Origin of the sequence: Rhodococcus sp. MH15 (assembly GCF_019266045.1) — a bacterium.
GTDB classification, from domain to species: Bacteria; Actinomycetota; Actinomycetes; order Mycobacteriales; family Mycobacteriaceae; genus Rhodococcus_F; species Rhodococcus_F qingshengii.
This window is the reverse complement of sequence record NZ_LPNP01000061.1, coordinates 23,865-46,566: the sequence shown is the minus strand read 5'-3', so window position 1 is coordinate 46,566 and position 22,702 is coordinate 23,865. Positions and strand designations below refer to the sequence as shown.

Annotated in this window: 22 protein-coding genes; 7 read left to right on the top strand and 15 right to left on the bottom strand. The window is 61.9% G+C overall.

Annotated elements, in window-relative coordinates:
* Positions 1 to 107 precede the first annotated feature (107 nt).
* The 9 genes from ATN37_RS08320 to ATN37_RS08280 all read right to left on the bottom strand — a co-directional run bounded on the left by ATN37_RS08320 (position 108) and on the right by ATN37_RS08280 (position 5,904).
* The gene (locus tag ATN37_RS08320) at positions 108 to 581 is read right to left on the bottom strand and encodes a bifunctional nuclease family protein (RefSeq protein WP_003946194.1); all 474 of its coding nucleotides are present in this window, start codon (positions 579 to 581) and stop codon (positions 108 to 110) included.
* Between the two features lie 93 nt (positions 582 to 674).
* Positions 675 to 1,412 carry a MerR family transcriptional regulator gene (locus ATN37_RS08315; protein WP_003946161.1) on the bottom strand — a complete coding sequence of 246 codons (738 nt, stop codon included), beginning with the start codon at positions 1,410 to 1,412 and terminating at the stop codon, positions 675 to 677.
* Positions 1,412 to 1,906, bottom strand: a complete 495-nt coding sequence (gene garA / locus ATN37_RS08310) for a glycogen accumulation regulator GarA (protein WP_003946166.1) — start codon at positions 1,904 to 1,906, stop codon at positions 1,412 to 1,414. The genes ATN37_RS08315 and garA overlap by 1 nt, the downstream gene beginning before the upstream one ends.
* Before the next feature lie 211 nt (positions 1,907 to 2,117).
* Complete coding sequence (gene gcvH, locus ATN37_RS08305) at positions 2,118 to 2,522, bottom strand: glycine cleavage system protein GcvH (RefSeq protein WP_003946160.1); 405 nt, start codon at positions 2,520 to 2,522, stop codon at positions 2,118 to 2,120.
* A gap of 45 nt (positions 2,523 to 2,567) precedes the next feature.
* Positions 2,568 to 3,350: a DUF881 domain-containing protein gene (locus tag ATN37_RS08300; RefSeq protein ID WP_007731994.1), complete on the bottom strand. Its 783-nt coding sequence runs from the start codon at positions 3,348 to 3,350 to the stop codon at positions 2,568 to 2,570.
* 3 nt (positions 3,351 to 3,353) lie between these two features.
* Entirely contained in the window at positions 3,354 to 3,704 is a 351-nt protein-coding gene (locus ATN37_RS08295; RefSeq protein ID WP_003946178.1) for a small basic family protein, read from the bottom strand.
* A gap of 13 nt (positions 3,705 to 3,717) precedes the next feature.
* Positions 3,718 to 4,584: a DUF881 domain-containing protein gene (locus ATN37_RS08290; RefSeq protein ID WP_003946177.1), complete on the bottom strand. Its 867-nt coding sequence runs from the start codon at positions 4,582 to 4,584 to the stop codon at positions 3,718 to 3,720.
* On the bottom strand, positions 4,581 to 5,180 hold the full coding sequence (locus tag ATN37_RS08285; RefSeq protein ID WP_030537518.1) for a CDP-alcohol phosphatidyltransferase family protein: 600 nt from the start codon (positions 5,178 to 5,180) through the stop codon (positions 4,581 to 4,583). Before ATN37_RS08285 ends, ATN37_RS08290 begins: the two co-directional genes overlap by 4 nt.
* A gap of 109 nt (positions 5,181 to 5,289) precedes the next feature.
* On the bottom strand, positions 5,290 to 5,904 hold the full coding sequence (locus tag ATN37_RS08280) for a CoA pyrophosphatase (protein ID WP_003946186.1): 615 nt from the start codon (positions 5,902 to 5,904) through the stop codon (positions 5,290 to 5,292).
* 139 nt (positions 5,905 to 6,043) lie between these two features.
* On the opposite strand from ATN37_RS08280, the gene ATN37_RS08275 reads away from it, so the two are divergent.
* Together ATN37_RS08275 and ATN37_RS08270 are read left to right on the top strand one after the other, a co-directional pair.
* The gene (locus tag ATN37_RS08275; protein ID WP_218694997.1) at positions 6,044 to 8,179 is read left to right on the top strand and encodes a bifunctional lysylphosphatidylglycerol flippase/synthetase MprF; all 2,136 of its coding nucleotides are present in this window, start codon (positions 6,044 to 6,046) and stop codon (positions 8,177 to 8,179) included.
* A gap of 4 nt (positions 8,180 to 8,183) precedes the next feature.
* The gene (locus ATN37_RS08270) at positions 8,184 to 10,451 is read left to right on the top strand and encodes a DUF2254 family protein (protein ID WP_099698225.1); all 2,268 of its coding nucleotides are present in this window, start codon (positions 8,184 to 8,186) and stop codon (positions 10,449 to 10,451) included.
* On the opposite strand, the gene ATN37_RS08265 is transcribed toward ATN37_RS08270, so the two are convergent.
* The 5 genes from ATN37_RS08265 to ATN37_RS08245 all read right to left on the bottom strand — a co-directional run bounded on the left by ATN37_RS08265 (position 10,413) and on the right by ATN37_RS08245 (position 16,527).
* Positions 10,413 to 11,702: an esterase family protein gene (locus ATN37_RS08265; RefSeq protein ID WP_218694995.1), complete on the bottom strand. Its 1,290-nt coding sequence runs from the start codon at positions 11,700 to 11,702 to the stop codon at positions 10,413 to 10,415. The genes ATN37_RS08270 and ATN37_RS08265 overlap by 39 nt on opposite strands.
* Positions 11,703 to 11,767: 65 nt before the next feature.
* Entirely contained in the window at positions 11,768 to 14,251 is a 2,484-nt protein-coding gene (pepN, locus tag ATN37_RS08260) for an aminopeptidase N (RefSeq protein WP_218694994.1), read from the bottom strand.
* A gap of 48 nt (positions 14,252 to 14,299) precedes the next feature.
* Entirely contained in the window at positions 14,300 to 15,100 is an 801-nt protein-coding gene (thiD, locus tag ATN37_RS08255; RefSeq protein ID WP_003946192.1) for a bifunctional hydroxymethylpyrimidine kinase/phosphomethylpyrimidine kinase, read from the bottom strand.
* Between the two features lie 93 nt (positions 15,101 to 15,193).
* Positions 15,194 to 15,808, bottom strand: coding sequence for a class F sortase (locus tag ATN37_RS08250; protein ID WP_308125198.1), 615 nt, complete (start codon positions 15,806 to 15,808; stop codon positions 15,194 to 15,196).
* Positions 15,805 to 16,527, bottom strand: a complete 723-nt coding sequence (locus tag ATN37_RS08245) for a hypothetical protein (RefSeq protein WP_209922930.1) — start codon at positions 16,525 to 16,527, stop codon at positions 15,805 to 15,807. Before ATN37_RS08245 ends, ATN37_RS08250 begins: the two co-directional genes overlap by 4 nt.
* Before the next feature lie 342 nt (positions 16,528 to 16,869).
* Here ATN37_RS08245 and ATN37_RS08240 point away from each other — a divergent pair, with 342 nt between their 5' ends.
* Both ATN37_RS08240 and ATN37_RS08235 read left to right on the top strand, forming a co-directional pair.
* The gene (locus tag ATN37_RS08240; RefSeq protein WP_218694993.1) at positions 16,870 to 17,313 is read left to right on the top strand and encodes a hypothetical protein; all 444 of its coding nucleotides are present in this window, start codon (positions 16,870 to 16,872) and stop codon (positions 17,311 to 17,313) included.
* Positions 17,314 to 17,334: 21 nt separating this feature from the next.
* Positions 17,335 to 18,156: a class II glutamine amidotransferase gene (locus ATN37_RS08235; RefSeq protein WP_031331541.1), complete on the top strand. Its 822-nt coding sequence runs from the start codon at positions 17,335 to 17,337 to the stop codon at positions 18,154 to 18,156.
* Positions 18,157 to 18,241: 85 nt separating this feature from the next.
* On the opposite strand, the gene ATN37_RS08230 is transcribed toward ATN37_RS08235, so the two are convergent.
* Complete coding sequence (locus tag ATN37_RS08230) at positions 18,242 to 18,799, bottom strand: QsdR family transcriptional regulator (RefSeq protein WP_021333511.1); 558 nt, start codon at positions 18,797 to 18,799, stop codon at positions 18,242 to 18,244.
* 275 nt (positions 18,800 to 19,074) lie between these two features.
* Between ATN37_RS08230 and ATN37_RS08225 the strand changes: the two genes are divergently transcribed.
* From ATN37_RS08225 to ATN37_RS08215, 3 genes are all read left to right on the top strand, one after another.
* Complete coding sequence (locus ATN37_RS08225; RefSeq protein ID WP_232329862.1) at positions 19,075 to 19,986, top strand: ABC transporter ATP-binding protein; 912 nt, start codon at positions 19,075 to 19,077, stop codon at positions 19,984 to 19,986.
* Positions 19,986 to 20,960, top strand: a complete 975-nt coding sequence (locus ATN37_RS08220) for an ABC transporter ATP-binding protein (protein ID WP_007731960.1) — start codon at positions 19,986 to 19,988, stop codon at positions 20,958 to 20,960. The genes ATN37_RS08225 and ATN37_RS08220 overlap by 1 nt, the downstream gene beginning before the upstream one ends.
* A gap of 130 nt (positions 20,961 to 21,090) precedes the next feature.
* Complete coding sequence (locus ATN37_RS08215) at positions 21,091 to 22,623, top strand: ABC transporter substrate-binding protein (protein WP_190287613.1); 1,533 nt, start codon at positions 21,091 to 21,093, stop codon at positions 22,621 to 22,623.
* The last annotated feature ends 79 nt before the right edge of the window (positions 22,624 to 22,702 follow it).

The following is a 22,702-nucleotide window of genomic DNA, read 5'->3' as shown; positions in this document are numbered from 1 at the left end:
CACGCAACGGTAAGTCCAGGAGGGTGCATGGTCAACGCAACACGCCGACCGAGACTCAACCTCTACTTGAGAGTTGAAGACTAAAGTCCGCAACCAGTCAATTCAGGCTAACCATCAGTGGCTTTGAAATCGTCCGGCGAGATGGTGTCGAGGAATTCCTTGAACTTCTCGACCTCGTCTTCGCGCTCGTCGGGAATGACCAGACCGGCCTCGGCGAGAACAGCCTCCGACGCGAAGATCGGAACGCCGATGCGCAGGGCCAATGCAATCGAGTCCGACGGACGTGCCGAGACAGTGGTCTGCTCGTCGAAGACGAGATCCGCGTAGAAAGTGCCCTCTTGCAGGTCCACGATCCGAACTTCCTTGAGGCTCCGACCGAAAGATTCGATCAAGATCTTGATCAGGTCGTGAGTCAGCGGCCGCGCCGGCTCGACTCCCTGTTGTTCGAGAACAATCGCGGTAGCTTCGGTTTGCCCGATCCAGATCGGCAGGTACCGATCGCCGTCGGACTCTCGCAGCAACAGGACCGGCTGATTCTGAGGCTGCTCGACACGAACTCCGATCACACGCATTTCGCCCATCGAGCTTGCCTCCAACCTGACGTGATCCAGCCGACCGACTCCGATGCGGTCGTACTGAAATTCTATTCGAGTGTGCCCCGCTGATCGAGGAACTCAGCGATCGAGACTTCCCCGAACTGCCGATTTGACCAGACACGTGTGCAAAGTCAGTGACAGAGCGGCCAGCTCCCGCACCATTTCCTCGGCACGATCACGTGCTCCGGCGTCACGACCCTTGGCAACCGGTCCGGCGATCTGAGTCACCAGTCCCGCTTCGCGATCAGCAGCCAACTTGAACGCGCGCAGATGGCGAACCTCCAAGCCGTACTCGGACATCGCCTTAGCGGTGCGCGCCAACGTCACGGCATCCTCGTCGAAGAAGCCCGCCGCGCCGGGAACGACCAAACCGGTGCGGATCAGATCGGTCAGAAACCGATCGTCGATGTCAGCGCGCGCGAGAAGATCCTGACGACCGACTCGAACTTCGCGATCGACCCGGAACGCCTCGGGTGAGACATCGCCCGTAGCGATCGACAGGACGCGAGCACGACGAGGCGCAGGAACTTCTGCACTCACCGTCGCTGCGCCACTGTCGATCGCTTCGAGTTGTTCTTTGATCACTTTGAGCGGCAGGTACTGATCGCGTTGAGCGGTCAGCACGAAGCGAAGACGCTCGCAGTCCTCGACAGAGAATCTGCGGTATCCCGACGGTGTCCGTTGCGGGCTGATCAAGCCCTCGGACTCGAGGAAACGGATCTTCGAAATCGTCACGTCGGGAAAATCTGGACGCAACCGATCCAGCACGGAACCAATCGACATTCCGGGCTGGCTCTGCTGCCGCACTGCCGTCATTAGCTACCCGCACCTGCTGACGACTCGCCGACCTGCGAACCGCCGGCACGAGGGCCGGTGAGGAACACCAGACGGAACTTGCCGATCTGAACCTCGTCACCATTCGCGAGAACTGCCGAATCGACAGGCTCACGGTTGACGTAGGTGCCGTTGAGGCTTCCGACGTCGACGACGTGGAAATCTGCATCTTCCTGACGGAACTCGGCGTGACGACGGCTGACGGTCACGTCGTCCAGGAAGATGTCGCTGTCCGGGTGCCGACCTGCCGACGTCGTCGGCTGATCGAGCAAGAAGCGGGATCCTGCATTCGGTCCCCGCTTGACCACCAGAAGTGCGGCTCCGGCGGGAAGGCCTTCCACGCCCGAAACCGGCTGCTCGGCGGCCGGTGCTGCAGAGGAGGTGTTGTCGAGCTCATTGAGGAAGTCCGCGCGGAAAACCGAAGTGGTCTCCGCCGGCGACTCCCCATAGCCCGCGTCGTTACCGTTCTCGCTCACTGTTTCTCCTCCTGGGTCAATCATCCAGATCATGAATCACTGGACTACGCAGTGCACTTTCTTCACGAGCATCTTTCACAGTCACGTTCGATACGGCCCTGCGCCCCGACTCGGCACATGCGTACCTAACGACCGTACCCTGCGCAGACCGCCGTGTGCAGCGAGACAGGCCGCGACACAACACGAGTTGGCCGGTCCACGCGCAGGTTTTCTACTCGGACGTGAGTCCCTTGTATGCCTCCGCGTCCAGAGTTGCCGCGAGTGCGGCGTCGAGTGTGGCCTCGTCGGCAACCTCGAGTTCGACCAACCAACCCGTGTCGTACGGGTCGGTGTTGACGAGGTCGGGCTGTCCGTCCAATTCACCGTTCGCTGCAAGAACTTTCGCAGTGAACGGAGCAAAGATGTCGGAGACGCTCTTGGTCGACTCGACCTCACCGAGCGATTCACCGGCGGTCACGTCTTCGTCGACAGCGGGAAGCTGGACGAACACGACGTCACCGAGCTGCGACTGAGCAAAGTCGGTGATACCGACTCGAACTGAGGTCGGGCCGGTTCGCTTCACCCACTCGTGCTCCGCGGTATAGCGCAGATCGGTAGGTGTATCGAGCTCACTCACAGTGGCTTCCTTTCACAGGCCGTCCGAAAGTCGGACGCAAAAAGATCAATTTCCGGGTTGAGCGTATTGGCGCGGATTCAATTGTCGCAAGACGGAGATCGTGACCTGCTGCGATTGCTCGACGGACGACGTTCCGCCATTGCGTGCGACATTGTCGAAGACGCCTCCGGGAATGTTCAACGCTGCCGCCAATGTCGGCGGATCTCCGATCGCGGTCACAGTGTACGGCTGCTCGATCCGGGTTCCGTCCAATTCGATCTCGCCGCCGCGCCCACTCACCCACGAGTTCACGCCGATACGAATGGGTTCGCCGTTCGCACCTGCGATCGAGATGGCTTCGGCACCGGCAGCACGCAGTTCCTGGATGAGATCGAGAATCACTTCCGATCCGACCCCGCCCGCCGGATCTGTCAGGGTCATCGTCACACCCGGTCCAGTGGCCGGAGCGGTCCCCACTTGAATGGAGAGTGAGGTCAGCCGCGCCCGCGCCTCGTCCAGCGCTGCTCCCGTGTTGCCACCGGCTTCCAAAGTGGCAAGCGATTCCTGAAGATTCGCGACTTCCTGCCTCAGCGCGGCTTCGCGCCGATTCAAATTGTCGAGAACCACCAGGAGGTCGGCAGGGCGCGCGGCGTCGAGTGAATCTCCGGCCACTGTGCTGCGTACCTGTGTGGCAATCGCAACGCCGAGCACGCCCAACAGCACAGCAGCGAGGATTGCGAAGACGACGTTGGTGCGGTGTTTGGACGGTGAACGCAACTCGTGACGACCTTCACCCGCAGTGGTGACGGGAGGTTCTTCTTCCGGTTCGGTCGTGGAATGTTCCGCCATGACTCACGCTCCGAACAGTCGGCGTCGCAATGCCGCTGCGTTGCCGAAGATCCGGATACCCAACACGACGACGATCGCCGTCGAGAGTTGAGTACCGACACCCAACTGATCACCGAGCCAGACGATCAACGACGCGACAAGCACGTTGAAGACGAAGGAAACCACGAACACCTTCGCGTCGAAGATTTCGTCCAGATACGCGCGTAGTCCACCGAAGACGGCGTCGAGCGCCGCAACGACAGCGATCGGAAGATAGGGCTGGATCACGTCGGGCACCTGCGGGCTGAAAACTACGCCCAGGACGATGCCGACGACCAGTGCTGCGAGTCCGTACAGGGCGGAACCGGCCTTCATCGAACTCCTTCTGTCACTTGGGTTCTGTGGGTTCTGTTGCCACTCGGACGGCGCGAGGCGCCGCAGGCGGCAGAGTCAACGAATCGTCTTCGGCCACCGCGAAACCGACTCCGTACAGTTGCGAGACGCTAGACATTCTCACGTAGGCGTCGCTGACGACGAATTTCCGCTGCAGTGCTCGCGTGTCTCCGATCGCCTCGACGAGGTACGGGGAGAAAACAGGTTGGTTGTCGACGAGCATCGCGCCGCCCGCCTGACGAATGGTCACCGTCGGCCCGATTCGCACGCCGCCGACGGCGATCGCCTCCGCTCCCCCAGCCCACAGAGCGTTTACGACGGTCTGCAGATCGCGATCGAGGACAACTGTCTTACCGCCGACACTCCGTTGCGACGCATCCGAGAGGTTCGGGCGTCCGGCCGGGTCCGTCAACGTCACCACCAGTCCCTCCCCGTGAACAGCTTCGGCTCCTGCGCCGGATTCGACCGCTCGCAGTTGGTCGAGGACGGCGCTGCCGCGTGCATCGCCTTCGAGCGCCACGCCGCGCGCTGCGTCGACGGCGCCGCCGAGTGAATCGCGGGACGCGGCCAGTGAATCGATTCGATCCTCCGCATCACGGACCTTCGCCACCAACTCGCTTCGAACCTCTTCGGTGCCGGTCACCTGCTTCGTCGCCTGAACAGCCGAGACCGTGACGATGAACCCGATCAACAGTGCGCCGAGGGCCAGCCACGGCCCCGTCTTCGAGGATCTGTTCTTGGTGTGCTCGTGCTGGCGTTCGAATGCAGTTGCCTCGTAGCCCGGGTCGAGATGTTCGGTCATGAGTGACCGAAGCAGCGACGGTACCGGGTTACGACGGACGTCCTCCCCGGTCGACTTCATCGGGGCACGACCTCGTGGGTTCGCGCAACGTCAACGGCCTTGAGCACGTAGATCGCGGCAGTCCACACGTACAGGACGGTTCCCCAGATCAGGAAAGCGAAACCGAAGGCATGGGTGAACGGTCCGATGGCCCAGTCTCCGTGCCCGGCAAGAATCAACGGCAGCGCGAACATCAGTAGGAAGGTCGCAGCCTTGCCGAGATAAACCACCTCGGGCGGTGGCAGGCCACGCCTGCGGTAGATCGGCAGCGTCAACGCAAGCAGAAGATCACGGCCGATGAGTATCGCTGCGACCCACCAGGGAATGAAATCGCGGGCGACGAAGGTGACCAGTGTCGTCACGACGTACAGACGATCGACCAGCGGGTCGAGAAGCGCTCCCAGACGCGAGGTCTGTCCGAGCACTCTGGCCAGCTTGCCGTCGAGCCAGTCGGTGAACCCGCTGAGCATCAGCAGCGCCAATGCCCAGCCGTCCGAGTGCGTGACGAGCAGCAGGTAGGCGAACAGTGGCAGAGCGAGTAGACGCACGATACTGAGCACGTTGGGAACAGTGAGAATCCGATCCGTGGGGATCGGTTCTTGTTCGCCAGAGTTCACTGCACACACCTCGCGTCGTTCGATTGCCGTGCGGCCAGCTTTCCACAGCACGACGGACTATTCGCCGAGGCGCCGTAGCCTGAACTGTCCCGAGCGTGTCGAGCTGCCCTTATCTCCAGGCGAACACCGGCTGCTCGAGCTTGTCGATGCGCGTGTGCCGTCCGTTCAGCACTTCGCGGAACTGATAGATGACGGCTCCGGTCGGCGCATGGATCAGGCTCGTTCGGAACGGCCATTGGATCACCGGGTTCGGTGACTCCTCGATGGTGACGAAGCGCGAGTCCACGTCGAGCTCCTCCGACGTGACGGCATACACCTGGGCCACCTCGTCGGGATTGGGTACCAGTCCCCCGATGTCCTCGCCCGACCACATGACGAACGGCCGGATCACGAATCCCGAACGAGTGACGTAGTCGTCGAGCCGGCCGATGATCTTCGACTCGGGAACGTCGACACCCAGCTCCTCGGAAAGTTCCCGAACCGCTGCCTGTTCGGACGACTCGCCCGGGTCGACGCTTCCGCCCGGCAACGCGAATTGACCGGGGTGGGCGCGCATCTTGCTCGGCCGCTTCGTCACCGGGAACACTGGTGTTCCGTCCGCAGTCCGCATGACGACGATGACCACCGACGCCGAGCGCCTTCCGTCCAATTCGACCGACCGAGGTTCGAAAGCGGCAAGTGAGGCGACCACGTGGTCCCGATTCAGTAAATCTCCGTTCACCATGGCTCGACAGTAGCGCCACGAGACTGAGACCCTCAGCCAGTCTGGTCCATTTTGGCCGCTTCGCCTGATTATCGGTCTGTATTCCTGTCATGCTGAACAGGCAGAATCCACCGTGCGGCATGGCGAGAAGAGAACCTCGATGGCTGAGCAGTCCCAGACCCCCACCCCGCAGACCGACCAGAGCGCGCCGGGCGCGTCGAATCGGGCCTCTCGCTTTGCTTCCGACACGCTGAGCGTCCTGCGGCGCGTGCCGTTCACTTCGATCGTCATCCTCACCATCACCGTCGTCGGGATCGCGACCGGCGCCCTGTGGAATCACGTCCGTACCTACTCGTGGTTCAACGACATCGCCTACGGAGTTCCTGCCTTGCAGGAAGGCAAGTGGTGGACTCTCGTCACGGGGTGGTTCTTCGGATTGACGCCGGGTCAGTATGTTTCGATCATCGTCGTTTTTGCCTTCGCGGTCGGCTGGTGCGAATGGCGCCTGGGAACCAAGAACGCGGCCATCGTCACGATCAGCGGTCAGTTGGCGGGCGAACTCGGTGCATCGCTCCTCCTCTGGGCGGGCAGCCACACCGACTGGGATTGGGCTCGCAACCTCGCCACCCACCGCGACGTCGGCGTGACCACTGCAATCATCGCCGCACTCGCCGCGACCACAGCAACACTCCGCTCGCCCTGGCGAATGCGAGTCCGCGCCATTCTGTGTGCGTACATTGCGATCGCGTTCCTCTTCGAAGGCCGCCTCGCCGACGTGCAGCACCTCATCGCGGTCGCGATATTCCTGCCGGTGGGCGAGAAGTTCTTCGGCGACGGAGAGCGCGGGTTCATCCCCCGAACGCGACGCGAGATCCGCCTGCTCGGATTCATCGGCCTGCTCCTGATCGGCGTGGTCGAGATCGCCGTCTGGCTGTTCCCCGGAAGCGGACCGTTCGGGCCGACGGAAGCCGAAACCGGTTCGGGCTGGACGGCATTGATCGACGTGGTCATCGTTGCCCTCATCGCGGACCAGTTGCGACGAGGTCGCCGCTGGGCCTGGTGGGTTGCCGTGGTGTTCGGTTCACTGACGGTCTTGGCCACCGCCCTCGTCCTCGTTTCGGTCATCTTCTTCGACTACGAGAGCGCCGGCGCCGTCACGGTCGGTACCGCGCTGCTCTGGCTTCTCGAACTCATCTTGTTGATCAAGGGCCGCCACGCTTTCCACGTAGCGATGCGGCGCAAGATTCGAGGCGGGCCGTTTTCCGGGAACGATCCGCGCGCCGCCGCTCGGGAACTGCTCAAACGGCACGGCGGCGGAACCATGTCGTGGATGACGACGTGGGACGGCAACAGTTACTACTTCGGCGAGTCGGGTGAGAGCGTCGTTGCATTCCAACGGCATGTCGGTGTCGTCGTGGTCCTGGCCGATCCGATAGCGAGCCCCGACCGACTTGCCGCAGCGGTGGACGAATTCACGACGATGTCCGAAGCCAACGGCCTCACTCCCTGCTTGTTCTCCGTGGGGAAGGAGACAGCCGATGCCGCCGCCCGGCGTGGCTGGCGCACCGTTCAGGTCGCCGAAGACACGATCGTCGACCTACCAGAACTGCAGTTCACCGGTAAATCCTGGCAGGACATCCGCTCGGCGCTCAACAAGGCCAAGAAGGACGACATCACCTTCCGGATGACAACATTGGCCGACGAGCCGTTCTCCGTATTGGCTCAGGTGCGCGCCATCTCCGAGGAATGGGTGGGCGACAAGGGGCTGCCCGAGATGGGGTTCACCCTCGGAAGCGTCGAGGAGGCGCTCGATCGCGACGTCCGTGTCGGCTTGGCCGTCGACCCGACCGGAAGCATTCACGGCGTCACCTCGTGGTTGCCGGTGTACGGCGAAGGCGGCGTGGTTCAGGGTTGGACACTCGACGTCATGCGTCGACGTCCTGACGGGTTCCGTCCGGTGGTCGAGTTCCTCATCGCATCGTCGGCCCTCGAGTTCAAAGAACAAGGTGCCCAATTCGTCTCACTGTCCGGAGCACCGCTCGCCCGCAGCGACGACGGCGCCGACGCCGCATCGATGGACCGCCTACTGGACATGCTCGGTGCCGCGATGGAACCGCTCTACGGCTTCCGGTCTCTTCACGCGTTCAAGAAGAAGTTCAAGCCGAGGTACGAACCCGTTTTCCTGTGTTTCCGCGACGAGGCCGACCTGCCTCGGATCGGAATCGCACTGACGCGTGCCTACCTGCCCGACGCAACGGCTCCTCAGCTGATCAAGCTCGCCACCAGCAAGAGTTGACGCCGTGCGGTCCTGGTTCGAGCACACGGTCGTCGACACCGGCAGGCTCCCGCTGTTCTTCCTCCTACTCGCCTTTGTCCTGACGTTCCTGTTCATCCGCTTCAGCGTCCGGATGATCCGGGCCGAGGTCTCGTGGTGGCCAGGCAATGTCACGCCCGGTGGAATGCACATCCACCACATGGTTTTCGGTTTGATGATGATGCTCGTGTCCGGCTTCGCCTTCATCGCTCTGGCCGACTATCACACCCCGATCGCCAATTGTGTTCTCGCGTCGGTGTTCGGTATCGGCAGCGCGTTGGTCCTCGACGAGTACGCGCTCGTGTTGCATCTGCGCGATGTCTACTGGGCCGAGGAAGGTCGCTCGTCCATCGACGCGGTGTTCGTTGCCATCGCGATCTCGTTCCTTTTCCTTCTCGGGGTCCACCCGATCGGGTTCGCGGGAGAGTTCGACCCGTACGAGCAGGACCGGAGCCTGGCGACGTTGATCGGCGTTGTCGTCGCGATCGTGATCCAACTCGGACTCGCCGTGATCACGTTGATGAAGGGCAAACTCTGGACCGGCTTGATCGGGCTGTTCTTCACCCCACTTCTGTTGATCGGAGCAATTCGGTTGAGTCGCCCGGGTGCGCCGTGGGCGCGCTCGCGTTACCGCGACAAGCCGGCGAAGATGAGCCGGGCAGTGGCCCGTGAACAGCGTTATCGCGAGCCGATGATCCACGCGAAGATCTACGTTCAGGAAACGGTGTCGGGAAGTTTCGGTTCCACTCCCCCGCCCCCACCACCGCTCCCCGTCGTCGACACCACAACCCCCACGTCGAAGGTCGGATTGTCGCGGCGGCTCTCGGACAGAATTCGCTGGCGTCGAACTCGCCGACGACTACGAACAGTCCCCGTCTGGCGTCTCCCGGTGATCCTCGTCGTCCTGTCCGTCGTCACCGCGAACATCCTCGTCGGGATCGACGGAGACCTGGTCAGCGACGGCGACGTCGGTACCATTTCCGAGGGCGTCGACGCCGGGGCCACCGCGACGCTGCTCAGCGTCATCGCCGGCGGGATGATCACTCTCACCGGTCTGGTGTTCACCGCCATCACCCTCGCAATGCAGTTCGGCGCCTCGCAGATTTCGGTGCGGGTGGTCCCGATGCTCGCGCAGCAGCGGGTGATGCGGTGGTCGATCGGCATGTTTCTGGCCACGTTCGTCTTCTCCTTGATCATTGCGCTCGATCTGGCGCTCGATTCGGAGAATTCCTCACCGACCATCTCCACAGCGATCGCACTGCTTCTGGCATTGGCCAGTGCGATCCTGTTCATCGCGTTGGTGGCGAAGGTCGGGTCGATCCTCAATTCCAGTCGGTTGCTGCGTTGGATAGCGGCCCAGGGCCGGAGCGCGACGATTCGTGCCTATCCGCTGTACGAGGACTTACCCTCGGGCGCACCGAAACCCAGTCAGCCACTTCCCCTCCACCAACCGCACGAGTCCGAAACCTCCGAGAGCGCCGACGCACTGGTGATTCGCCTGCGCCACCTCTCACCCGACGGCCGGATTCTGCTGGCGATCGATCTCGCACGCCTGCAGCGGTTGGCCGGCCGCTGGGACGTCTCGGTCGAGGTCGTCCCCAGCATCGGCGAGTTCGTCGCCCAGAACGCGCCCCTCTTCGAGGTACGCGGACCGTCGCTGAAGGTACGCCCGGACACCTTGATGTCGTGCTTGATCTTCGGTGACACGCACAGCCCGGTCGTCAGCCCCGGTGCAGCGCTTCAGTCGATCGTGGACATCGCGCTCAAGGCACTGTCACCCGCCATCAACGACCCGGGCCGAGCCGTCCAGGCTCTCGACCACATCGAAGATCTTCTGGTACTTCTCGCCCCGCGGGTCCGCTTCGACACATCAACCTCGGATCTCACGCTGATCCGAGGGCAGCAACGCACCTGGACCGATTACGTGTCCGTCGCCACCGACGAGATCCGGCACTTCAGTACCAATTCCGCGCAGGTCCAGCGCCGTCTACGCGCGGTATTCGCGACCTTGCTCGAAGCCTGCCCGCCGGACCAGCACCCTCCGCTACTCGAGCGCGTCGACGCACTCGATGCGCAATTGACCCGAGAATGGACCGGCGCACTCGACCTTCGGCTCGCGAGTGTGGCGGATCCGCAGGGATTGGGCTCCGAAGCCGGGGCGACCGGAAGAATTCACCCGCTGATCATCGGGTCTTCGGAACTTCCGGACGATCGTTCATCCGGGCAGACCGAGTCGCGTTCCCAGCCAACCTAATTGACTCGCCAATCCAGCCGACCACACCTGGAAGCTGTGCCCTCCGTCTACCTCGGCGTACTGGACGTCCATCCCTGCGGCCTTTGCGGCTTCGTAGAGCGTTTGAAGACCTGGGCGGTAGTCGTTGTCCTGTTTGCCGACCACGAACACCCCGGCGCTGTCGGGGAACTTCTTCTCCCGGAGCAGATCCTGCGGATTCACTGCCACGAACGCGGCTTCATTGCCGCCGAACGCTGCATCGACCGTCTGCTTGCGATCGCCGAGTGTGGGTTCGATCTGACCGGACAGATCCAGGAACGTCGGATAGACCGCGGGGAAGTTCGTTGCCATCTGGAACGCGCAGGTACCGCCGTAGGAAAGTCCCCCGATCGCCCACTTCCTCGGGTCGGGATCCACCTGGAGGTTCCCGCGCACCCAGTCGGGAACATCGCGCGAAAGGTGCGTCGCGACGTTCCCGAGTTGGGAATCGACGCAGAGCGGATTCGCCAGTTCCGACCCGGTCCCGTCAGCAACGACGACAACGGGAGCCAAGCCCGAATGCGCAGCGGCGTAGGCGTCCATGGTCTGGACGAGACGTCCGCCCTGTAGCCAGTCCTCGGGCGCGCCTGGTTGGCCGGCCAGCAGGACCAACACCGGCAACTCCGGTCGTGGGTTGGTGAAATACGCGGGCGGTAGGTAGATCTCGGCGTCGCGGGCGCTGAATCCGGAGACCGTCCCCGCAATCGTGACCGTGCTGACCTTGCCCGCCGACGGCATGTCGGCGGGAGCCTTCCATTGCGAAACCGGTACCGCCCCGTCCTTGCCGTCGTCCAGGTCGGCGAGTGAAACCTTCTCCGCGTCCGAGAGTCCCAGCGCTGTTCCCAACGTCGGATACGACTGGAACTGCAGATTCACGTGAGCCGCGCTCGACACGACCACCAGGAGCACCGAGACCACGGTGAGCACGCGACCGTCGATCCGCGTCGCCGCAAATACCCGCGAGCCACCCAGCAGCACGCCGAGAATGCCCAACCCGATCCACACGTAGACCGGACGGGCAATCGGATCGGGGAACGGGTGCCACACCTTCTCGATCAGCCAGTACAGCACGAGAGTGATCGCGATTGCCGCGACGATGCAGACCGGAATCGAGATCAGCACGTGACGCCTCGATCTCGAGAAGATCAGCCAGAGAAGTGCCAGAATTCCGAGCACCGTCACCACGGGCGGAACCGGGCCCGTGACCAGCGACAGATCCGTGATCGTGTGCACGTCGTCTCCTGTCGCAGCCCTGTTTAGACAATATCCAAGAACAGGACATTTCGGAGCTGATGGCGTCAGATCACCGCGTTCGACGCCTGGGCACGTAGGTCTCGGGCCAGGTGATCCCGACGCTCGAGAACAAGCCTCCGCAGCGACGCGGGCGCCTCAGCATTGGCCTGGATCCAGGAATCGACAGCAGAGGTGTCTTCAGCTGCCGGGAAGAGTCCGTTCACCAACCGTCGGGCGATCTCGATGCTGCGTTCGGACCACCACTTCCCCAGGGACGAGAAGTACTCTGCCGCATATCCCTCGATCAACGACGGGTCCGTGCCCGAACGGAATCCGGCGATCGTCGCATCCAGGCGGTCGTTCGAGAGTGAGCCGTCAGTGGTCGCCGACGCCCAGGCAGCCGCCTTGGTCTCGGCATTGGGAATCGACGCCGCGGCGCGGACGTACGCCGTTCGACCCGCTGACGTGCTGTCCTTGCTCAGCTCACCGTCGAAGTCGCTCACACTCGCATGGCCGGTCGCCGACAGGGCGATCCACAATGCCCACCGCAGATCAGGATCGAGAGCCAGTCCGACCGGCCCCGGGCAGGTGCCGTCGAGTATCGACCGCACCTCGTCGGCGCGAGCATCGTTGACCGCTGCAGCGGCCGACAGAGCCCGTGCCCATGCCAGCTGTCTTCCGGACTCCGGTTCGGCTTCGAACACCGCCTTCCATGTCGTTTCCAACCAGCCTGCACTTACATTGGGCCGCAAGCTTTTCGGAACGTAGTGAAGAACCGCGTATTGGGCATCGGTCAGGATCGAGCTGAGAATCGCAAGATCTGTCTCCGCGGGAGCGAATCGTTCCACCATGTCGAGGTACCGGAACACCGAGAGCTGCGCATCACGCACCGAGTTCCACAGCGACGACCAGATCACCCCGCGCGCAAGCGGATCGCTCACGCGGTCCAGGGATGCCTCGACAGTGGACAGAGATTCCGCGTCCAATCGCACCTTGGCGTAGGTGAGGTCTTCGTCGTTGAGCAGTGTGAGTGCTCCGGGCGGAAGGTCGACCGACGTGCGTGATTCGGTGATGTCGAGTTCGACACGTTCGGTGCGAACAAGGTCTCCGGACTCGTTGTAGTCGTAGATTCCGACTGCGAGCCGATGCGGCCTCGGGTCCGTCTGGACCAGGTCTGTTCCGTCGAGCGACAGCGTGGACACTCCGGTGGTCTGCAACCAGATTCGGGCCCATTCGCGCACATCACGTCCGGAAGTCTCCGCGAGCACGTCGAGCAGATCAACCAGCGTGGTGTTCCCGAAGGCGTGGGCCTTGAAGTACCGTCGTGCCGCTTCGAAGAACGCGTCACGGCCGACGAACGCCACGAGTTGCTTGAGGACACTGGCGCCCTTGGCGTAGGTGATTCCGTCGAAGTTCAGCTTCGCAGCTTCGAGATCGACGATGTCGGCGACGATGGGATGAGTCGTCGGCAGCTGATCTTGGAGGTACGCCCACGCTTTTCGCTTGATGGCGAATGCCACCCAGGCATCGGTGAAGCGAGTGGCTTCGGCGCTGACCAGCGATCCCATGAAATCGGCAAAAGATTCCTTGAGCCACAGGTCGTCCCACCAGACCATGGTCACGAGATCGCCGAACCACATGTGCGCCATTTCGTGCAGGATCGTGTTGGCGCGGCGCTGATGCTGCTCGTCGGTTGCGGAGCCGCGGAACACGTAAGCCTCGGTGAAGGTCACCAGTCCCGGGTTCTCCATGGCGCCGAGGTTGTACTCGGGGACGAAGATCTGGTCGTACTTGCCGAACGGATACGGATAGTCGAAGTGCTCGGCGTAGAAGTCCAGCCCCTGACGGGTGATGTCGAAAACGTTGTCTGCATCGAGGTACGGAGCCAACGACGCCCGGCACAGCGCACCCAACTCGACAGTGAGTTCGCCGCGACTCCACGACGACGCCACGCGGTGATACGGCCCGGCCGCGATCGCGGTGATGTAGGTCGAGATCGGCAGCGTCGGGGCGAAAGTGACGCGTTGTGCACCGTCCACGGAGAGAGTCTGGGTCGCGGGCTGATTCGACAGGACTTCCCAGCCGTCAGGTGCTGTCACCTCGAATGTGAAGGGCGCCTTGAGGTCCGGCTGCTCGAAGCAGGCGAAAACACGCCTGGCATCGGCAGGCTCGTACTGCGTGTACAGATACGTCTGATCGTCAGCGTCGTCGACAAATCGGTGCAGCCCTTCGCCGGAACGGCCGTAGTGGCCGTGAGCTGCCACTCGCACGACGTTCGATCCGCCGAGTCCGCGCAGCACGATCCGGGATCCGTCGTACTCCACCGGAATCGACGCACCGTCGACGTCCACGGAATCGACTGCAGCACCGATGAAATCGAGCCACGTGGACTCCACCGAGGACGTCAGATCAATTGTCGTGACCGTCGAAAAGGTCTTCACGGCGGAGTCGACCGCCGATCGCAGATCCAACTCCACCCGGTAACCGGCGACGGAGATGGCTCGAGATCGTTCGGCGACTTCGCTTCGATTCAGGTTCGCAGTACTCACGCACTCGATCCTGCCAGGCCGCGCGCGGCGATGTGAGCCGCCGTGCGCCTATCCCTTGAACGCGCCCTGCCAGACGGTGTCGAACGGCGTGTGTGCCGAGACGCGGCCTTCGATGCCCGCCGTGACGAACTTCTTTGCCAGAGCGACGGCTTCTCCCACGTCGGCGCCTTTTGCCAGCTCCGCGGTCACTGCGGCGGCCAGCGTGCAACCGGCACCCGAGACGCGCTCTTCGCCGACCTTGGGGGCGGAGAGAACAGTCACGTCGGTCCCGTCGAACAACACGTCGACGGCGTCGCCACCGGCGAGTTCGACACCGCCCTTTGCGAGCACGTACTTGGGTCCGAGATCATGGATACGACGTGCGGCCTCGATGAGGTCGTCGACGCTTTCGATGCTGTCCATTCCGGCGAGGGTGCGTGCCTCGAACAGGTTGGGTGTGACGACGGTGGCGAGCGGGAGGATCGAATCACGAAGTGCTGTATCAGTATCGAGAGCCGCGCCGGGCTCCTGGCCCTTGCAGATCAGGACCGGGTCGAGGACGACGTGGCGCCAGGACTGCCGACGCAGACCCTCTGCCACAACCTCGATCGTGGCGGGAGTTCCCAACATTCCGATCTTGACGACGTCCAGATCGTGAGCTGCCGTGGCAGCCTCGATCTGATCAGCGATCACGTCAGGAGCGATCGGCACGAAGCGATGACCCCAATTGTTCTTGGGATCGAACGAGACGATACATGTGGTGGTCGCTACGCCGTAGACGTCCAATGCCTGGAACGTCTTCAGGTCGACCTGCAGGCCGGCACCGCCAGTCGCTTCGGACCCAGCGATGACATAGGCGAGGTCAACCACAGCACAATCTCCTTCTTCGGACTTTCGAAACGTGCGTGGATGGCCACGAACGCGGGACCCAGTTTATCAACCGTTCCGACGTCTGGTTTTCGGCTATGCGGGCACCGGAGTTCCCCACGCGACGTCGTTGTCCTCGTATCCGAACGGCGGACCGACGAACTCGCCGCCGCAGGTGATCAGCGCGAGGGTTTCGGGTCCGTCGAGGCTGTTCAATCGCTCGACCGGCAGCTCGCCGTCCTTGCTGTAGTGATCGACCGCATCGATACGGTAGTTCCAGGTCTGTCCCCCGGCGCCCGCCACGGTCACGACCGAGCCGATTTCCAGTGTCGAGAACTTCTTTCCGAAACCGTCACCCTGATAGATGTCGTTGACGTGTCCGGTGATCACCACAGTGCCCGCGCCGGAGCCGGGAAATGCCGAATCTGCCCACCATCCGATCTCACTGACATCCTCGGGCGGAATGAGCGAGCCGTCCGTCGTCGTCTTGATCGGCAGGATGTCAGCGGTGCTGTTGCCTGTGCGCAGCGTGGTCGGGACATCCGGACCGTCGACTGCGGCGCGAACTGCCGGCGGCAAATCTTGTTGGCCGGTCGCGAGGACGCGGGTCGGCGAGTCACCGTCGTCGGAACATCCGCCGATCAAGAGCATTGTCGCCACTACTGCAGCGGCCCACGTTCGGCTGGCCGTGGATCCAGGTGCCGCTGTCACGGACGAGAAGTCGGGCCGGACGGAATCTGGGCAATTGGTACTCGGTTTCCTACGTCACGACCGGGAAGTGCGTCACCGGAATCCCCACCGTTGCCACCGGAACCGTCACCACCGCTGCCGTTTCCGCCACCGCTTCCATTCCCCCCGCCGCCGGGGCCGGGGCACTCACCTCCCGGATCGGTGGTGTCGCCTGCCAAGACAATCTTGACTGCCGAGAGGTTGACCGTCTGGTTCTGCGCGACTTGTCCAGGAGTTGTGACGTCGAATGCGAGCTTGGCACGTACGGGGATGACCGAACCGTCGTCGGCATCGGTGACCGTTGATCCTGAGCGACCGAGATCTTGGGTCAACGTCATTCTGGAGATCAAATCCTGATCTCCGGTCAAGCCGGCGCCGTCGATCCGAAGGGTCCCTCGGACGGGACTTCCGTGGGCTCTGATCGTCACCGATGCGCGAAACTCGAGGATGTCTCCCGGCACTGTCCGCCACGCCTCGATCGAGTTGATTTTCGTTCCAGGCGATCCAGTCGAGATGTCGTACCAACCGTCGATCACGGCCGGATCGAGTGACATCGAATTTTCGTTGATTTCCGAGTTGCACGCGCGGGTGAGCGAAACGGGGGCAGCCGATCCCACTGCGGGGAGTGCTGTCGACACAACGGTCGCCAAGACGAAGGCCGTCGCGGTGATGCCCGCGGTACGCCTGCCGAAGATCGTCATTCTCTCGCTACCTTTTTCCGCGGACCGTAGCTTCCGGTCAATTCAGTCAAAATACCAGTACAGCTGGACAAATAGGTCGAATTCCGTGCCGAATTCCTCTTGTTTTCTGTGAACTTCGGTTACGAGCAATTTCTCCGCACACACGTTCCGGCAAGGGGTACATCGGATCAACAGGGGTCAGAAGTTACATTTCGCCCGCACATCGGAGCAGATCGCACTGATTTCTCACCGCATTGGACAGGTATTTCCGTTTCATAGCGGTCAGCCGGTGGAACAACGATCACTACAACGAGCGTGCCGGGCACGTGTCCGGTCGCCCCCACCGAATCAAGGGAAACCGTCATGTCGGATACAACATCAGTCAAGCAGGGTTTCGCGGTAGGAACATCGATCGGGGCAGCCGTCATCTTGGTGACGGTCGGCATCGTGCAGTTCTTCCAAGGACTCGCTGCCGTCGCCGAAAACGAAGTGTTCGTAGTCGGGATCGACTACGTCTATCAGTTCGACCTGACGACGTGGGGTTGGATCCATCTCGTGCTGGGCGCGCTCGTCGCTCTCGTCGGGCTTGCACTGTTCACCGGAGCGGTCTGGGCGCGGGTGTCGGCAGTGGTGATCTGCGCGATCTCGATCATCGCGAACTTCTTGTGGCTGCCGTACTACCCCTGGTGGTCGACTCTCATCATCGCGCTGAACATCGTCGTGATCTGGGCTGTGTCGACATGGAAGCCCACCCAGACGACGCACGCCGCTGCGCATGCACCGTCAACGCCGACTCGATCTGCTTGAGTTGAAAGTATGTGTAGGTGGATGGCGTATTCCGGAGAGCCAATACTGGCCCATGACTTGCTGTTCAGGCCACAGCACTCGCTGATCGACCAGAGCCTGCATTCTCAACTCGGGGCCACGACGACAAACGGCGACGGCTTCGGAATCGGCTGGTACGGGGAAGGCCCCCAACCGGCAGTTTTCAAGAGCATCGAACCCGCGTGGAACGACTCGAACCTGCGCGAAGTCACCTCCCAATTGCGCACCCCTCTGCTGTTCGCTCACATCCGCGCCTCGACGGGAACTGCAGTGCAGCGCAGCAACTGTCACCCGTTCCGGCACCGGCAATGGTTGTGGATGCACAACGGTTCACTACACGGATTCCACGACATGAAACGGGAATTGGTGACTGCCATTGATCCGTCGCTCTTTCCGGATCTCGAAGGATCGACGGACTCGGAAACCTTGTTCTTCCTCGCGCTGACGTTCGGCCTGACCGACGATCCGTTCGAAGGTGTCGCGAGGGCCGTCGGATTCGTCGAGCACACGGCCCGCTCGCAGGGAATCGACAATCCGGTTCAGATGACCGTCGCCACGTCGGATGGCATCTCCACCTGGATCTTTCGCTATTCCAGCGAGCACCAGTCGAGGTCGTTGTTCTTCTCCACCGAGATTTCCACGTTGCGCAAGCTCCATCCTGAGGTGGATGCCCTGCACCATCTGAGTGAGGAGACCCGAATCGTCGTCTCCGAGCCTCTACGTGACCTTCCCGGCGCCTGGAACGAGGTTCCCGAATCCGCCGCAGGCGTCATCCGGCCCGGACGGGACGAGATGCGGAGCTTTGTGCCGATCCCACCAGCCTGATTGGGTCATACAACCAGGCATAGCTATGAAATAGCTTGCATTCGAAGCGCTTTCACGAAAACTGAGAAAACGGAAACTCGGCACACTAGTCACGCGAGAGGATGAGCCGGAACGCCAAGCGAGCCTTCTCCGTATCCGGAGTGCCACCAGTGAGCAAATCGTTGTAGATGAACGACTCACCCACGCGAACCAGCAGATACGCCATGTCCTCGACGGGCAGGTCTGGCCGAATCTGCTCCGGTATTTCAGCTTCGATCAGCCTTCGCACGGATTCGACCATCGTGCCCTGAATCGGCCCCAGTCCAGTTGTGAGTATGCACAACGCCTTTTGCGGTTCCCGAGTCAAATACGTCCGGAAGAATTCGGTCTCGATTGTCGCCCGTGCATGGTAAGTGAGGACGTCGACAACCCTTGACGCTCCGCTTCCACCGCACTCCTCGAGGCCCATTCGCCACGTTCGGCGCGCCAGCGAATCGAGCACGTCACCGGTAATTGTGTCGCGATTCCCTGCACGCCGGAACAAGGTGGTCCGATCCACCCCCAACTCGGTGGCCAAAGCGTTCACATCGAGCGGTTTTCCGGCCGCGAACTGTCGTCGGGCGGCACTCAACGCTTCCGCGCGGATGTCACGTGTCTCGGCCATGGAGTGAATGTATCGCTGACGACGTGCTGGTCGGTAGCCGGAGGCGATCAGACGGCGCCATCGACGGCAATCGTTGCAACATTCATTGACTTTGTTGCAGGTGAGTGTTTATGGTTCCCCGGTACGTGATTCCAGTCACAACAGTTCAGTTGTTTACGGAGGAATGCGATGAACGATTACACGTGGACGACCCGACGATGAGCCCACTTCTGCAAGTACGAGACCTCACGGTTGACATTGGGACAGAATCGATTTCGAACAGACTCCTCGACCGCGTGAGCTTCGAGTTGGGGTCGGGCGAAATCACCGGTCTCGTAGGAGAGAGCGGGAGCGGAAAGACACTGACCGGACTCGCTCTGCTCGGTCTCTTGCCCCGTACGGCAACAACCAGCGGAAGCATCCGTTTGGAAGGACAGGAACTTGTGGGTCTGCCCGCCGCCGAGTTGAGGAAAATACGCGGTCGCGACGTCAGTATGGTCTTCCAGGACCCGAGTTCGGCTCTCAACCCCTCCGTCAGCATCGGTCGCCAGATCGTCGATGTGTTGAAGGCCCACCGCGACATCACGAAAGTCGATGCGGAGGACGTGGCTACAGATCTTCTCCACCAGGTCGGACTGGCCGACCCGAGCAGAACCTTGAAGTCGTACGGGTACGAGCTTTCCGGCGGGATGTGTCAGCGGGTGATTATCGCGATGGCCCTGGCATGCGGTCCGAAGTTGCTGATCGCGGACGAACCGACAACAGCGCTCGACGTCACCATCCAAGCTCAGATTGTCGATCTCCTTCGAGAACTGGCCGAACAGCGCGATCTTGCCGTGTTGTTGATCAGTCACGACCTCGCGGTTGTCGCCGAGGTCGCGGATCGAGTCATCACCATGTTTCGCGGCGAGATCGTCGACGTCGCGCCGCGGGACGCGCTGCTTCGGCGGCCCGCGCATCCCTACACGTTCAGCCTTCTCGAGGCGGCACGCTCGACATTCGAAGAAGTCTCCTCCCAATCACCCAAGGCGCGAGGCGATTTCACCAGCAAAGCCCCTGCTGACGGCGTGGGTTGCCGATACGTCGCCCGGTGCAACTACTCCGAGGAGCTCTGCATATCCGATCATCCACTTCTGATCGGATCACCGGAATCGGCAACAAGATGTCACCGCAGCGACGAACTCGAGTTGCTCGGACTGGTGAGCTGATGAGCAACACCGACGTCATCGTCGACGTTCGGAATCTGGCAGTCGAGTACGGACGCGGACGCAAAGCTCTTCGCGCGGTCGACGACGTCAGCTTCTCCGTACAGAGGGGCGAAACCCTTGCGATAATCGGTGAATCAGGATCGGGAAAATCCTCGACGGCTCACGCTCTCGCGGGTCTGGTGGCTACGGCCGCAGGCTCCATCACTATGAATCTCGACGACCCGGCGTTCGGCAAGGGTGGATCTTCCCATCTCATTTTTCAAAACCCTACGTCGGCCTTGAACAATCGGATGGCCTCATGGGCTTGCGTGGCCGAGCCGATGGCGCCAGGGCGTCTGCGCATCCCACAGTCCTTGCGGCCGAAAGCCGTCGAGCTGTTGCGTCGGGTCGGTCTCGGCGCTGAGCTTGCCGACCGCCTCCCGACCCAGCTCTCCGGTGGCCAACGCCAACGCGTGACCATCGCTCGTGCACTTGCCTCCAAGGCGCCACTGATTCTCTGCGACGAACCTGTTGCCTCCCTAGATGTTTCGCTTCAGGAAGAGGTGTTGCAACTTCTTGCCGATCTCCGAGAAGAACATGACCTCACGTACATCTTCATTTCGCACGATTTGGGTTCGGTGGCACGGATCGCCGATCGCGTCGCGGTGATGTACCTCGGCCGAATCGTCGAGATCGGACCGGTTGCCACGGTCCTGAGGACTCCATCGCACCCCTACACGCAGGCGCTTCTCGCCGCGGCCCCGCACATCGAACTCGAGCGGCGCAGTCGTCGGAAAGCATTGGTGCGGGGCGAGTTACCCGACCCACGGAATCCACCCTCGGGCTGTCGATTCCGCACCCGCTGCCCGTTTGCGATGGATCGCTGTGCGTCGGAAGCGCCGTCACTTCGCGCGGCCTCGAATTCCGCACACAGCTCCGCCTGCCATCTATCGTCCCCGGCCACATCGATCGGAATCTCCAACCCGCCGCAGTAAATGCGTGCCGCGTCAGTCTCCCCCTTCCGAGAAGACCAAAGCGAAAGTCCACCATATGAATCCGCGTCTGTCTTTGCGATCCCGATATCCGATCACACGCTTCCAGAATCATGGGAAAAGTGGCCCACGTGTGCTGGTAGCTGCGTTTGCACTTTCTGCTCTTGTGCTCAGCGGCTGTTCGAGCAGCGCCACCGGTACCGCCGGCGATACCGGACCTGCCGATCCGAACGCCGAACTCAAGGTCGCGACATCGCACGTGCCCGCCTCGCTCGACCCGTGTGCGGGAAACATCGGATACGACATCGACTACTTACAGTTGATGTATGCACCACTGATCGATGCGGAACCTGCCACCCAGAAGTTGCGGCCCGGAATCGCCAGCGAGTGGGGCTTCTCCGGACCGGACAACCTGACGTTCGAGATGACGTTGCAGAACGGCTTGACCTTCCACGACGGTACAGCTGTCGATGCAGCAGCCGTCAAGGCAAGCATGGAACACTGCTTGAGTCTCGGAATCGTTTCCGTCCCGACGATCAAGAGCATCGAAGCAACGTCCCCAGATCACGTCACGATCTCGTTGAGTTCACCTACCTCCGGTTTACCAGGCTGGCTCAACGGCAGATTGGGAATGGTGGTCTCCCCCACTGCGCTGGCAGCAGCAGGGGCAGACTTCGCCAACAAGCCTGTAGGCGCAGGGCCGTACACATTCACCAGCGCAGTCCCGAACAGTTCATACACATTCAGTCGATTCGACGATTACAAACCGGCAGGTCCACCCAGCCCCCAGCTCGCCAAGATCCAGATCCAGGTGATCTCCAATCCCACAGCGCTGACAAATGCCCTGACATCGAACGCTGCGGATTTTGCATACGGGCTCACACCGTCGAGTGCTCCGATCCTCGAACGGAATCCCAACCTGAACGTCAGTCACGACCCGAGACTCGGAGTTGCGCTCGTCGTGATCAACAACAAGAACCCTGTGGTTAACGACGTCCGGGTTCGTCTGGCGATGCAGTATGCGCTCGACCGCAAGGCAATTGCGCGAGCCGCGCTGGACAGCTCGGAAGGAACTGCGGCGTTCGGTCAATATCCTCCCGGTTCGCAGTTCTACGACGAGGAAACCGAAGATGCATGGCCGTACGACCCGGAGAAGGCCAAATCGCTGCTAGCGGAGGCGGGGTATCCGAATGGGGTCACCGTGCGCGGACTAGCAGGCAACCTACCGCCGTACTCGACCAACGCGGTCCTTGTCGGAGAACAATGGGAGAAAGTCGGCATCAAGGTCGACTTCGTCGAAATGAGTGGACCTCAGGCGATTACGGAGTTCGTCGCACACAACAGCGCGGACGTCTTCAGCGTGGGATGGCCCACGCGAGCATCCGCACCGCTCAATTTCGAAGCCTCGCTGGGTTCGCGGTCGTACTTCCGGCAGAATTCCGTCCCCAACGAGGATTTGGAGAAGTTGATCGCACTGTTGAACAACACGTATGACGAAACCGCTCAGCTCGACATCGTCAAACAGATCAATCAAGTCGTGATCAAGTCCGCTGAGTACGTACCGTTGTACTTCACTCCCGACGTGGTCGCCTACACCAAGAACGTCCACGGGGCCGTTCCTGCACTGAACGGCTCCCCCAATCTGACGTACCTCTCGAAGTCATGACAGCGACCGTCGTATCACACGAGAATTCGGTGAGGCCCGAGCCTGAGAGCGTTCCGACTCGAAACTCTCACCGATCGCC